Here is a 12,523-nt window from a genome sequence, read left to right as displayed (position 1 = left end):
TTCAAGAGTTTTCAAGGAAGAAACAGAATACGACGGAATAACAATAACATACAAAGAAATCAGCGAACCAGGCGTTTGAGCTGACCGGGGTAACGTTGGCGGCGCTAACGCGGTTAATTCGGCAGCCCGGCCAGCTCAACTTGATCGTTGGGTGTAATAACACCATGAAAACAATAAATGCATACTATCTTGATGCATCAGCCTTGATAAAACTGTATATCAGCGAAAAACGAAGTGAAATTGTTAACAAACTTGTAGCCAAACAATCTCAGATATATACCACGACTCTTTGTGTGGCTGAGGCATTACGAGTTTTTAAAAGAGTGCATTTGGTTAAACAAAAACCACCAAATACAAAAGCATATGCAAATTGTTGTCTGGACTTAATATCCACTATTAACGATGAAAACATAATTATTGACGATCAATCATTTCTCGATAGAGAAACATACGAAGAAACAGAGAAACTTATATTAAAATACGAAATAGACCTCTCAGACATGCTTCAAATTTTATCTATAAAGAGTTCTTTACCCCAAAGAAGCGAGATTAAAACATTTTTGATAACAGACGACGAAGGATTGTTTTGTGCTGCAAAATGCGAAAATATAAATACTATCTGGCTCCGAGATCAAGATGTATATAAAAAGCTTGAATTAGAGCCATAAAAATTAACTCAAATTGCCATACACGATGAGCCATAAAACTCCCCACAAAATCATCTCATTTTTATTGTTTTTTCTACTCATTAGCAGCAATTCATTAGCTATGTTTGGTATCAATTCATGGGATGATGATCGTGATCCTTCAGGGGGTGGTTTTGGAGAGACTATTTTTGCCATTGTTGTAATCGGTGCTTTTTTGTTCAAATTCCCAGTTTTTACTTTATATTTCCTATCTCTCATAGGAGGTATTGCCGTAATACTTAATGCACCAAACATTAATCTTGCTTGGTTCATGTTGATAGGGTGTGGAATATTGGCCGTATATTTTCACATTCAATTAAAAAAAGAAGGCACCCAACCAAAGCATTGAGAGGGACGCGAACCAGCGCTGCCTAGTTGCTGCAGGCTTTTTGGCGCGCCCCTCATGCAAATCGTTGGACCTCAAAACAATAACTGCAATTTATATTAACGTCAGGGAAGGAGAAATCATGTACATGAAAAATCTAGCCTCAGTCTTGTTAATTATTTTGGTGTGTTGCATTTGTGGTTGTGTGAGTAGTTCACTACCACTCACATCAAATCTCAACGATTTTGTCATAATGGGAATAAACACAAATTCTGCTGATACAATCACATATGATTATCAATCAAAAATTGTTGATGGTGGTCTAAGGCCTTTTTCAAAAGATAAAGGGCCATCCAGGTCAGGACAAAAAGGTTATAATCAGTCAACTTCCTCGACGCTTGGAAGAATGTTCAAAGAATATATAGAAAACAAATTTACAAGAATAGACAATACTTCAAATCTAAGAATTCAATTAACTCTCGATGATTTTTGGTTAGAGGAGTACCGCTCAAGTAGTGCAGGAAAAGAAGCTTTTGCAGCCTTTTTTGGTGGTGAAGTGAACTATATGTGTGTGGCAAAAATGCATGCTACTTTAACAGTTCAAAAAGATGGGGAACAAACAGTAAAAAAATTGTCTGCATCTTCGGAAGATACTTATATTCAAGGTTATGGCACAGGCACCCAAACAAGTTCATATCATAGAGGCACTAATTCACTTCAACATGTACATGCACGAAATATTAACAAGATAAATAATAAAATATTAATGCTCATTAACAATCAACTGGCAGAGTTAAAGCTTTAAGTACATAGCACCTCAACCGATTGAAGTTTAAGAAAAAAGTCCAACAATTGCATTGAGAGGGACGCGAATCAGCGCTGCCTAGTTATTCTGCACGGTTTGGTGGCGCGCCCCTCATGCAGGTCGTTAGGGCTCCCGAAAATAATAATTCTCAAGGATCACCACCATGAGTGAAGACAAGCAAATATCAACAACTGCATTAGCTAAAAAACACAATGTACCGCCAAAGGAGATGTTTGCTCGTCTACTCCAAATGGGGCTAATTGAACAAAAAGGAGATGTTTGGTCATTAACAGACCAAGGTGTCAAGGTTGGAGGGAAATTTGTAACTAGCCAGAAATACGGTAAATATATTACGTGGCCAGAAGATTTGAACTTAAACATTACGTCAGAAAAATTAATTACATCAACAGCCATTGGTAAGCATTACGAGCTTTCGGCAAACAAGATTAATTATATCCTCTCTGAGTTGGGCTGGGTTCAAAAAGTATTAAAAGGTTGGCGGGTTACACTCCCTGGCGAAAAAAATGGTGGATTACAAGATGAAGATAAAAAGTCTGGTATCCCCTATGTTCGATGGCCAGAATCAATTATTGAATCAAAAATTCTAAAAAGTTCAATACAGGACATAAAAGGCACAAAAGATCCTGAGCCCGAACCTGAGCACAAACCTGAAGGTGAACCTGAAAAAAATGAATCAACAAACCAAGAAATTGGATTTAGAGATAAATTTATTGCCAAGCATCGCTCAACAGATGGCCACTTTGTTCGCTCCAAGGCAGAAATGCTAATAGATAATTGGTTGTATATGGCAGAAATTGTACATGCCTATGAAAGGAAATTGCCAATCGAGGAAGAAGTATATTCTGATTTCTACATCCCGACAGGCAAAGTTTATATTGAGTTTTGGGGCTATGACAACAATGAGCGTTACCTAAAAAGAAAACAGGCGAAGCAAGAAATCTATAAAAAATATGGCTTTAATTTAATTGAACTAACTGACGATGAAGTCCTTAATCTCGACGATATCCTACCGAGATTATTACTAAAACATGGCGTGCAAGCCTACTAATCATGCCCTAACAAAAGCGTCAACCTGACCGCGTTAACGGTGGCGGCGCTACGCGGCAAGTTCATTGGCGCGGTCAGGTTACGCAAGACGTTATGCGCCAGAATAAAAAAAAAGGAACCATGAGCGGAAAAGCCAGGGTCAAGCTTGACAATTGGGTGTTTTGGATGACTAAATAAATGATTAAACATGAGTAGGGTGGTCCGGGTGTGGTCCACCCCACACTGAAAGCACTCGCAGGCTTAAAGGGGTGGGGGTTCGACTCCCGCCGCCTCCACCACTTAACTAGTTGAAATCGCTACCTTTTGTGTCCGCAAGGGGTGGCGATTTTTTTGTGCACTTTTTCAGGTGTAATGCAACGGATAATGGCAGATACAATTTTTTGTGAATGGTTCAAGTATGATGAAATCGTGGATAAGCGAGAGAAACGAGACTTATCTAAGATTTCATCAAAGCATGGTATAAATCTGATCTGACTTTTGTTGCTACAAGGCAAGAATATCTTAGTATAAAAAACTGAATCGAATCACACAGGTCTCATGCTGCCGCATAATCATTTCATAATTGCCGGGCTGGTGATTGCTCCGGTGGCTCTTATTGCCGGACAGAATCCCGGAGTGGATCAGCTCGGGCTCTGGATTGCTGCCGGAGGACTGGCATCCGTTCTTGTAGATCTTGATGTGGTCGCTCTGGTGTACCTGCGGGCCGCAAAGGAAGATCGGCTCAAACCCTATCGAAATCCTGTGAAGATTTTTACGAAATTCAAAGAGTTCATGCGGATAATTGCCGATTGCGGCTTGCTGAAAACCGCAATGCAGACACATTTTCTGCTGTCTGCAATACTGCTCCTGCTTGTTTACTGCTTCGGCAAAGACCTCATCATTCCCGTGGCACTGGGAGTCATCTCCCATCTTGTAAGCGATATACCCAATATTCTCAGACGGCGCTCTGAGACCCAGCCATAACATCCAAACCGTGCTGGTTATGTTTGACATAACCAGGCGACCATGTGACGAAGTCAGCCCTGGTAGATCCCATCAACAAGCCAATCAAGCACAAAGATTGACTGAAGACTATAATATTTTTCACAAGGATATCTGATTTTTTGGTAGGAAAAGGGGGTATGAGAAGGTCTTCTTGATAAACGGTGAATATCTGTTATAAAAGAGATAGAAGCTCCGGTTAGGCTGAAATGGATATTCTTCCATTGATATGAATTGAAGTGGGCGTGACCGGGGATTTAACGCCGAGGATTAGGGGGATGAAAGATTCCAGGGAACAGGATTCGCAGGGGAGCACTGCCCACAAGATCTTTGTCGCCAGGCAGCCGATATTTTCCCGCCGCCAGAAGATATTCGGATACGAGCTGTTTTTCCGCTCCGGCCTGGACAATTATTTCGACACCTCTCAGGACGCCTGCGAGGCCACTTCCAAAGTTATCACCAACAGCTATCTGTTGATCGGCCTTCGTGATCTCACTGAAAACAGAAAGGCTTTTATCAACTTTACCGCTGGTATGCTGGTAAAGGACTACCCGTCGTTGTTCCCAAAGGATATTACTGTGATCGAGGTACTTGCGGACCTGCGTGAGACGGAAGAAGTGCTTGCGGCCTGCAGGTCCCTGCGTGATCGCGGCTATCTCGTTGTTCTCGACAGTTTTTTCTTCCGTCAGGGCGAGAAGCCTCTGGTGGATCATGCCGATATCGTCAAGCTGGATATCAACCAGATGAGCCGGCCTGAAATCGTTCGCCATTTTCACGAATTATCCGGCAAAGGCGTCAAACTCCTTGCAGAATGTGTTGAAACCGTAGAAGAATTTGAGTTCTGCAGGTCTCTGGGATTCGACTATTTTCAGGGCTATTTTTTCAGCAGGCCAAAGATAGTAACCGGCAATGATATCCCGGGGACGAAAATGAAGTACCTCCAGCTCCTCCAACAGATTCAGGACGATAATTACGATTATAATAAGATCTCCAGACTGGTATCCACCGACGCTTCACTTTCCTATAAATTGCTGAAATATGTCAATTCGGCGTTTTTTGCCCTTAACCGTCAGGTTGATTCACTGAATTCAGCCCTGGCCATTGTCGGGGAAAACAATCTCCGCAAGTGGCTCGCTCTGATGCTGCTGTCCTATCTGTCCGAGGAGAAACCTTCCGAGCTTCTTCGGCTCTGTCTCTTCCGAGCGAGGTTCTGCGAGTTGATCGCGCAGCGGAATTTTTACGTCGAGGCTAACAAGTTTTATACCGCCGGGATGTTTTCACTGCTCGATGCCCTGTTGGACCAGCCCATGGAAATACTACTGGAAGAAATCCCCTTTTCCGACGCTGTCAAGGAAGCCCTGCTCGGCGGCGGCGGAACATCACTGGCCAACACCCTGAAACTTGCCCGTGCCTATGAGCGTGGCGACTGGGCGAAAATCGTCCCACTGACCTATGCCCTGGCGTTTCCCATCGATGAGCTGCCTAAAGTGTACGACGAGGCGCTGTCTACGGTGAGGAGTTATGAGATTTCGGACTGAAAAGGGAATCCATTCCTTCTTCAAGCACAGATTCCCGCGCTGAATTTTCAAATTCCGCCTGCAGCCCTTTCATAACGTCCAAATCTCTCATCCCCCTGTTTATGCATGACAGGAGTTTTGATACTGTGTAGGTTTATTCGCAATGCATTGATGTTTTGTATGAATTTCTAGACGGCGGATAATAAATAACAGGGGGGACACATGTCAATTTTCCGCATAGCAGCGCTGGCGCTGGTTTTTTTTACCTCAGGGCGAATCGTCATCATGCTCCTCGGGATTTCCAGCACTGATTTCAGGCCAACGGCGCTGGAAATGCCCCTGGCACTGGATGGCGTCGGTACAACCCAGGAAAGATTCGAGGTAGGTAAAAAATACCGCTACGTGGTGGATATCCTGATCGAGTCAAGCCCTTCTGCTGAGGATAAACCAATAGATCATCTTGAAATCAGCCGAAACCTTGATTTTGCCTGGAGGGTTTTTGACGGCGAGAAGGTGGTTGGAGAAGGCGCAAGCTGGGAGAAATCCTTTACGCCGATTATCCGGGAGGGATTTGCCGGCCTGCATCTGGGGGAGTTTTACGCGGAAGCCGGAACCCAATATCTTGTGGAAATCAAGAATTATAAAAAAATACCGGAGTGGCAGGAATTCTCGCCGCGCCTGGTGATTTCAATCCACCCGGACGGTCTTGAGGCTGATAAAAACAAGCTTAACGGGGCTATTATCGGATTGCTCTTGAGTCTGTTGGTTTTGGCGTATACCACGGTCAGAGACCGCAAGGGAGATTCGTGTGATTCGTGTTTATTGTAAGACACCCTATACATTAAAACGAAATTCGATAATATCTCCGTCCTGGACCTGATAGGTTTTGCCCTCAAGGCGCACCGTGCCTTTCTTTTTTGCTTCGTTTCGTGATCCGGCTTCCATAAGATCGTCGTAGGCAACCACCTCGGCGCGGATGAATCCTTTCTTGATATCCGAATGAATCACTTCGGCGGCATCCACCGCATCAATATTTTTGCGGATCGTCCAGGCGCGGACCTCATCCTCGCCCACGGTGAAAAAGGATATCAGGCCCAGAAGTTCATAGGAAAATGAGATCATCAGGTCCATGGCTGATACGGTGATGCCGTACTCTTCAAGGTATTCCAAAGCCTCGTCAGGCTGCATCAGGGTAAGTTCATGTTCAAGGCTGCAGCGAACCACCAGGCATTTTTCTTGTTGGGCGATTTCTCCAACATCCGGCAAGGCGTCATCATCATCCTGATTATTGAAAACCACAAGCATCGGCCTTGCTGAAAGAAAAGTAAAACCCTTGAGCAGGTGTTCGGAGGCAAGCTCCGGGCTGGTCCGCAAGGGTGTTTCATTATCAAGGAGTTCCTTGCATTGTTTGAGGAGTTGTTGTTCCTCGAGGTTGACATCCCTGCCGCGCTTGGCATCCAATTCAAGACGCTCAAGCCTTTTTTCAACAACCATCAGATCGGCAAAGATCATCTCCTCATTCATCGAGGTGAAGTCTTTCAGCGGCTGCGGGGCTTCTTCGCCGTATCCCTTGAAATTCCGGACTACATGGATTATGGCGTCGCAGGTCCGCACCGTGGTCCAGGCGGTTTCCTCTTTTTTGCGGCCCTGGTCGTGGGCAGCGATATACGGCAGGAGGTATTCAACCCTGGCGTGCATGGTTTTTTTGGGTTTATACATATCGCTTAAAATATCCACCCGTTTATCCGGAACCGTGATGGTGCCGATCCGGTCTTCGGGTTTATGAGCCGCATCATCCTGGATGATGCCGGTGAGTGCTTCAAAAAGGGTGGATTTGCCTGCGCCGGGCAGGCCGATGATTCCAAGTTTCATTAGGTCTGTTCCTGTTGGAAGCTGTTTAAGTAGAATAAATCTGTTGGGATTATAATCCTTTTATAGAGGGATTCCAAATAGCAAAGGGGAAAATTATAAAAGAAGCCGCCATTTGCTGAATTATTATGACCTGTTTTTTTCACCTTGAATAATTAAAAACATTAACTTGATAGTAAAAAGAAGAGAACGAAAGGGATTGAAGCCAAAAGTTATTTATTGTAATTCTATGTCGAAATGTCATAGGTTAAATGGTGTTTTTTCGTGTCGAGAAGGGAATGGAGAAGGTAATGACCAAGAACGACAAACCCGCAGATCAGAGGAAGTATGAACGGTTTGATGTTGAACTCGGCTCTTTTGCCGTTTTCAGTCCCAATGTTCTGGTGACTCCGGGTTATATTTTAGATATCAGTCTGGGCGGCCTTTCTTTTTTTTATTATGACGGGGAGGAATGGTCCGATGAAAACGATAAATTCGTCAATCTTTTCGGTGAGGATATCTATCTTGAAAATGTGCCGCTGGAAACTGTTTCTGATTTTGAAATAATCGATGATAATCACCCGATCTATGAAAAAGTTTCCCAGCTGCCCTTTGACGGCAAGATCAGGCGTCGGGGAATGAAGTTTGGAAAACTCAGCAAAGAACAGCGCGCTACACTTGAAGAATTCATCAAACAGTACTATGCGCAACCAAAGAAGTGACCCGGCAAGCAATCTGTATCAGGTGAAATAAATGATCAAAGCGGTACTGCTTGATTTCGGCGGGGTTATTGCCGAGGAGGGGTTTGCCCAGGGTCTCAGGGAGATCGCCCGTAGTCAGGGAAAAAACCCGGAAGAATTTTTCAGGACTGCCGCTGAAATCGTCTATGACTGTGGATATGTCGTTGGTGCGGCAACAACCGCTGAATACTGGAAAGCCCTGCGGCAAGCAACCGGCATTATCGGCAGCGATGACGAACTTTCACGGGAAATCTTGGATCGTTTTATTGTCCGGCCGCAGATGATTGATATTGTCCGTATCCTTAAATCAAAGAGCATCGATGTTGCCATCCTGAGTGACCAGTCCAACTGGCTTGATATCCTTGATTACCAGCAGCATTTCTTTAAAGAATTTGATGCGGTGTATAACAGCTACCATCTTGGCAAATCAAAAAAAGACCCCTCCATTTTTACGGATACAATAAAGCATCTTGGCATTCATCCCCATGAAGCCTTGTTTGTCGATGACAACCAGGGCCACATCGATCGAGCCCGGAAGCAGGGCTTGCAGACAATTCTTTTTGAATCGGTTGAAGGTTTCGGAAAGGAACTGCAGAATATTAAATTTATTGTGTGATTACTACCAGGTATCAGCCCACAGAGCATGTCTCCTTCGGCTCTGAGCGTTCAGGCCTTTTCGAAATGCTTCGCTGGTCGACGAAATCCCACATCCTGCGGGTTCGTCGATGGGTGACTTCCTGTCACCCTCCCTTCGGGCCTGATCGCTTCGCATTTCGAGCCTTTCACGAGTCACCTCAGGAAAAAGCCCTGTCGGTCTGATTGGCTCCGGCTGAAAGTTGGTAATAATCACAAAATTCTTGGGTAATTTTTTTTGCTTCACGAGTTAATAGGGGGCAGAAGTCCCTGGCAGGGCATTTTGCGGATTTCTTGATTCGCCGGCGCTGGTGAGGCGCACTGCCGCGTGACCGGGTAGGGGGCATTTAGTTTCGCAGATGCCGCAGCCGATGCATAATTCATCCACAATGTATGGTTGCCTGACGTTTACTGTTTCTCTTTTGCTATTGATAACAGAAGCCATGCGGAATTGTATGGCCTTTTCAGGGGTGGGGCAATGCTCCTCGCAGACGATGCAGGGAATTCCTTTGGCATAGGGGAGGCAGAGATTTTTGTCGAAAATCGCGTTGCCGATTTTGGTCTGCTGCTTCGGTTGCACTGCAAGTTCGGTAATTGCACCGGTGGGGCAGACCTGGCCGCAGAGGGTGCAATTGTATTCACAATAGCCGATGCGGGCTTTAAGCGTCGGTGAAAACATCCCCTCGATTCCTGATTCGAGAAACGTCGGATGCAGGGCATTACCGATGCAGACCTTCATGCATTCTCCGCAACGAACACATCTACCTAAAAAATCATCCTCGGGTAAAGCGCCGGGAGGCCTGATCAACTGGGGATTCCCTTGTTTTGCCAAGGACCTGGTCTGAAGAAAGAGCGGCAGAACAGCACCTGCTGCAAGGGAACCGATAAATGTCCGGCGCGAAAGATTGAATACCTGCGGCACAACAGTGGCAGGAGAAAAAGTAAAGGAAATCTTGTTTCCCGGGCAGGAATCCACGCAGTCAAGACAGAGGTTGCAGGCAAGGGGCGAGATGTTTCGCTCCTGGTCAATTGCCCCCATGGGGCAGATATCCTGGCAATTGGTGCATTTGCCGCATTTTGTGCCACTCTTGCCGCGCATCAGCGAAAATTTTGAAACAACAGCCAGGAGTCCTCCCAGCGGACAGATGCTTCTGCAGAAAAACCGGCGCTGGATTTTCTCAAAGGCAATAACCGTTAAGAGGATTGCCAGTGACAACAGGGCCAGGTCATAATGCTTCTGATCAAAGGGGAGAACCGTGTATCTGAGAAAGGCATAGACCGGTTCGGTGATCGCATTGACCCATTGCGGCGCCTGGTCATAGGTGAAAGTGAAAAATGAGGCGGCAGCGACATTCATCGCCGGATAAACCGCCAGAGCCAGGCCGCGGACCAGGATGGAAAAGGGGTCGAAGTATCCTGCAACAGGCATTCCAAAAAACGCCGCAATAATAAGAAAACCAAGAAGATAATATTTAAGGGAACGAAAAAGTGAATTCGGTTTTTTGTTTACTGGCGTAAAGAAGCGCTGCGAAAAATCAAGGAGCGCCCCAATGGGGCAGGCCCAGCCGCAGAAGAACCGGCCGAAAATCAAGGTGAAAATCAGAGTCAATAATGCCGGCCACATGAGCTGGATAAATGCTTTGGCCGCAAGACTTGTGCAGAGGGCAAGCAACGGGTCGATTCGGAAAAGGATATTGACCGCGTAGGCAAGTTGATCATGACCCGTGTAATCGGTCTTGATGAACAGAAAGAGAAAGAGGCTAAAGCAGAGGATCTGGCTCAACCGGCGCCAGTTATTCAGGGGGAACGTTTTTTTTCGCATGAAAAAACTATCCGGGCAATCAGGTTTTGATGATTTTTATTTTGGCAAGGTCCATCTCACCCAGACCATGTTTATATGCAGCTACCGTTGAAGGGATATCCCCGGGTTTCATCTCAAAAAAGGTTGTGGCATAGGCATCGATGGCCACCGGATCAGTTGATGCGATAATCGTATCAAGGACTTTTACGTCATTTAGGTTGCCGCCTTGCGGGCCGTTACGCAGCAGGATTCTCGTTGCATCAATTACGGTCAGCGTCGGCCTGACAATTGTTGCAAGGTCGGCGATTTTCTGGCCGAGGTCATGATGCATGTCGCCGCGTTTTCCCCCCAGAACCCCCATGCTGTTTTTCATTCCCAGGGTCAGGGTGCTCAGGCTGTGGTGCTTTGCAATCGGCACATTTATATAGCTGTCCGCTTCCAGGGCGTCTTTGTAGATCTCCAAACGTCTGGCAGCTTGGCCTTTTGAAATATCCACCGGAATGTATTTACGCTCGTCAGGATGAAAGAATGTTACCCTGTTGCTCTTTATGGTTTTAAGGATATCCTGGACACCGCTGTTCACATAGCAGCGCCGAGCCTCATTGCAGGTCCGATCAAAAACTTTGACTTCTTTGGCCCCGGCATCCAACGCATGCTCCACCAGGGCCTTAACGATGAGCGGATGGGTGTTGGCCGCCTGGTCGGGATTGCGGTCCCAGCCGATATTGGGTTTGATAACCACTGTATTCCCGGATTTTACAAATTTTTCCATGCCGCCCAAAGAGTCGAGTATCTGTGAAACCAGGGCAGCATAATCCTTGCCTTTGGCGTAGGCTATGACCGGGGCTTGGCGTTGGGCCGCCAGGGCTTCTGAAATAATTGTAAAATGCGGCACAGTGATCGAGAGCCCGGCCGACCACATTGATACCTGTTTGAGAAATTCTCTTCTGTCCATGATGTCCTCCGGTATGAAATGTCCGGGTTAGAGGGGGATTTGATGCTATGCGATTATAGAATCGTCGGGATTGAAATGTCAACTGAGATGGATGCCGATAAAGTGGGATGCTGAAAAATAAGGGTGTTCCGGCTGGTTGTTTAACCTCTCAAAGAGTCGAAGAAATCTTTTTCCGGTTGATCCGATCCGCAGAATATACACCTTCTTTTGGTGACATGGATCGGCCGTTTGCATGAGATGCATTCCGTGGGAGGGGCGTCTTTGCTGTACAATGCGTCCAATTCCTGAATTTTGGTCATCAGGTCTTCGTTACCGAGTTCGAGGCGATGGCCGATAATCTCCCATAATCCCTGACAGATCAAGGTCAGTTTCTCAACCTTTGCTTTGAGGAGTTCGATCTCGGCCTGGGTTTTCTGATTTTCATCCTGAACCCGTTTTGCTATTTCATGGGCCTGGCCGGCTTTTTTCATTCTGGTAAATATTGCCATGTCTTTTAACCGTTATTGGAGGGTCATCTGCTGCATCGGATTAACATAACAATATTTATCTATAAAAATAATCATTTTTTATTTTTTTGACTGTTTCGGGATCAGGCGAATAGGGCGAGGGCGGTTGAATAGTATCTTTGATGAATTGGCCCTGTACAAACGGAGTCTTTTCGATATTCAGATTATAGGCTTTAATCAGCAGGGATTCGAGGTTGACTGTATCGGCGACATTATAGGCCAGCAGGGTTTCAAGGGCTTTTCTGTCGCCGGTGCGTTGAAATTCCTCCCAGAGAAAAATGGCAAAGGAGCCGTCAACTCCTTCAAGCAGGCCCCGGTCCATGCCAAGTTGTTTTTCGCATGATTTAAGGCCTCCGGAATAGCCGAGATGGTTGAGGACATACCTGAGATCGATATGCGCTCTGGGGAGTTTTATTCTGAAATGTTTTTCAATTATTGGCGCATCAAAGGATTTACCGTTGTAAGTGACCAGGACCTTGTATCTGCTGATTGCCTCCTCAAAATCCTCCAGGTTTTCTCCGTCCACAAAACAGCTGATTTTGTTGCCGTCATAAATGGTAATCGCGGTGATCTGCTGTTCAAAACCATAAGCTGCGGTGGTTTCGATATCAAGATAGGCGCTGTGGTTGCGGAAATGGGGGAATATTCGCCATGCCTG

At 45.8% G+C, this 12,523-nt stretch carries 14 protein-coding genes; 9 read left to right on the top strand and 5 right to left on the bottom strand.

Going from position 1 to position 12,523, the window contains the following annotated elements; translation table 11 throughout:
• Positions 1–164: 164 nt before the first annotated feature.
• From KKE17_03380 to KKE17_03350, 7 genes are all read left to right on the top strand, one after another.
• Complete coding sequence (locus tag KKE17_03380) at positions 165–668, top strand: type II toxin-antitoxin system VapC family toxin (protein ID MBU1709026.1); 504 nt, start codon at positions 165–167, stop codon at positions 666–668.
• Positions 669–768: 100 nt separating this feature from the next.
• Positions 769–1,035: a hypothetical protein gene (locus tag KKE17_03375; GenBank protein ID MBU1709025.1), complete on the top strand. Its 267-nt coding sequence runs from the start codon at positions 769–771 to the stop codon at positions 1,033–1,035.
• Positions 1,036–1,159: 124 nt separating this feature from the next.
• Positions 1,160–1,816: a hypothetical protein gene (locus KKE17_03370; protein MBU1709024.1), complete on the top strand. Its 657-nt coding sequence runs from the start codon at positions 1,160–1,162 to the stop codon at positions 1,814–1,816.
• Positions 1,817–1,979: 163 nt separating this feature from the next.
• Entirely contained in the window at positions 1,980–2,885 is a 906-nt protein-coding gene (locus tag KKE17_03365; GenBank protein MBU1709023.1) for a glycerol kinase, read from the top strand.
• A gap of 536 nt (positions 2,886–3,421) precedes the next feature.
• Positions 3,422–3,847 (top strand): hypothetical protein, encoded by a 426-nt coding sequence (locus KKE17_03360; GenBank protein MBU1709022.1) that lies wholly within the window; start codon positions 3,422–3,424, stop codon positions 3,845–3,847.
• A 296-nt stretch (positions 3,848–4,143) separates the two neighbouring features.
• Positions 4,144–5,403, top strand: coding sequence for an HDOD domain-containing protein (locus KKE17_03355; GenBank protein ID MBU1709021.1), 1,260 nt, complete (start codon positions 4,144–4,146; stop codon positions 5,401–5,403).
• Positions 5,404–5,604: 201 nt separating this feature from the next.
• Positions 5,605–6,210, top strand: a complete 606-nt coding sequence (locus KKE17_03350) for a hypothetical protein (protein ID MBU1709020.1) — start codon at positions 5,605–5,607, stop codon at positions 6,208–6,210.
• 6 nt (positions 6,211–6,216) lie between these two features.
• Here the strand turns inward: KKE17_03350 and KKE17_03345 are convergent, their stop codons facing one another.
• The gene (locus KKE17_03345) at positions 6,217–7,254 is read right to left on the bottom strand and encodes a YchF family ATPase (GenBank protein MBU1709019.1); all 1,038 of its coding nucleotides are present in this window, start codon (positions 7,252–7,254) and stop codon (positions 6,217–6,219) included.
• Positions 7,255–7,541: 287 nt separating this feature from the next.
• On the opposite strand from KKE17_03345, the gene KKE17_03340 reads away from it, so the two are divergent.
• Together KKE17_03340 and KKE17_03335 are read left to right on the top strand one after the other, a co-directional pair.
• Positions 7,542–7,952 (top strand): PilZ domain-containing protein, encoded by a 411-nt coding sequence (locus KKE17_03340; protein ID MBU1709018.1) that lies wholly within the window; start codon positions 7,542–7,544, stop codon positions 7,950–7,952.
• A gap of 31 nt (positions 7,953–7,983) precedes the next feature.
• A complete protein-coding gene (locus KKE17_03335; protein MBU1709017.1) occupies positions 7,984–8,586 on the top strand; it encodes an HAD family phosphatase in 603 nt (200 codons plus the stop codon).
• A gap of 267 nt (positions 8,587–8,853) precedes the next feature.
• Here KKE17_03335 and KKE17_03330 read toward each other — a convergent pair whose 3' ends face one another.
• The 4 genes from KKE17_03330 to KKE17_03315 all read right to left on the bottom strand — a co-directional run.
• On the bottom strand, positions 8,854–10,425 hold the full coding sequence (locus tag KKE17_03330) for a 4Fe-4S binding protein (protein MBU1709016.1): 1,572 nt from the start codon (positions 10,423–10,425) through the stop codon (positions 8,854–8,856).
• A gap of 19 nt (positions 10,426–10,444) precedes the next feature.
• Positions 10,445–11,359, bottom strand: coding sequence for a DUF362 domain-containing protein (locus KKE17_03325; protein ID MBU1709015.1), 915 nt, complete (start codon positions 11,357–11,359; stop codon positions 10,445–10,447).
• Between the two features lie 140 nt (positions 11,360–11,499).
• Positions 11,500–11,847: a hypothetical protein gene (locus KKE17_03320; protein ID MBU1709014.1), complete on the bottom strand. Its 348-nt coding sequence runs from the start codon at positions 11,845–11,847 to the stop codon at positions 11,500–11,502.
• A gap of 55 nt (positions 11,848–11,902) precedes the next feature.
• Positions 11,903–12,523: ribonuclease H-like domain-containing protein (locus tag KKE17_03315; GenBank protein ID MBU1709013.1), on the bottom strand; the 621-nt coding region annotated here is incomplete at its 5' end.

This window comes from Pseudomonadota bacterium, from assembly GCA_018823135.1.
Taxonomy (GTDB): Bacteria; Desulfobacterota; Desulfobulbia; order Desulfobulbales; family CALZHT01; genus JAHJJF01.
The sequence above is the reverse complement of the archived record's forward strand: the minus strand, read 5'-3'. Positions and strand labels throughout refer to the sequence as shown.

What these genes read in the sequence shown, in the direction of transcription:
- KKE17_03325 (MBU1709015.1), bottom strand. Translation starts at nt 11,359, where the DNA reads ATGGACAGAAGAGAATTTCTCAAACAGGTATCAATGTGGTCGGCCGGG.
- KKE17_03330 (MBU1709016.1), bottom strand. Translation starts at nt 10,425, where the DNA reads ATGCGAAAAAAAACGTTCCCCCTGAATAACTGGCGCCGGTTGAGCCAG.
- KKE17_03365 (MBU1709023.1), top strand. Translation starts at nt 1,980, where the DNA reads ATGAGTGAAGACAAGCAAATATCAACAACTGCATTAGCTAAAAAACAC.
- KKE17_03380 (MBU1709026.1), top strand. Translation starts at nt 165, where the DNA reads ATGAAAACAATAAATGCATACTATCTTGATGCATCAGCCTTGATAAAA.
- KKE17_03370 (MBU1709024.1), top strand. Translation starts at nt 1,160, where the DNA reads ATGAAAAATCTAGCCTCAGTCTTGTTAATTATTTTGGTGTGTTGCATT.
- KKE17_03340 (MBU1709018.1), top strand. Translation starts at nt 7,542, where the DNA reads ATGACCAAGAACGACAAACCCGCAGATCAGAGGAAGTATGAACGGTTT.
- KKE17_03360 (MBU1709022.1), top strand. Translation starts at nt 3,422, where the DNA reads ATGCTGCCGCATAATCATTTCATAATTGCCGGGCTGGTGATTGCTCCG.
- KKE17_03350 (MBU1709020.1), top strand. Translation starts at nt 5,605, where the DNA reads ATGTCAATTTTCCGCATAGCAGCGCTGGCGCTGGTTTTTTTTACCTCA.
- KKE17_03320 (MBU1709014.1), bottom strand. Translation starts at nt 11,847, where the DNA reads ATGGCAATATTTACCAGAATGAAAAAAGCCGGCCAGGCCCATGAAATA.
- KKE17_03345 (MBU1709019.1), bottom strand. Translation starts at nt 7,254, where the DNA reads ATGAAACTTGGAATCATCGGCCTGCCCGGCGCAGGCAAATCCACCCTT.
- KKE17_03355 (MBU1709021.1), top strand. Translation starts at nt 4,144, where the DNA reads ATGAAAGATTCCAGGGAACAGGATTCGCAGGGGAGCACTGCCCACAAG.
- KKE17_03375 (MBU1709025.1), top strand. Translation starts at nt 769, where the DNA reads ATGTTTGGTATCAATTCATGGGATGATGATCGTGATCCTTCAGGGGGT.
- KKE17_03335 (MBU1709017.1), top strand. Translation starts at nt 7,984, where the DNA reads ATGATCAAAGCGGTACTGCTTGATTTCGGCGGGGTTATTGCCGAGGAG.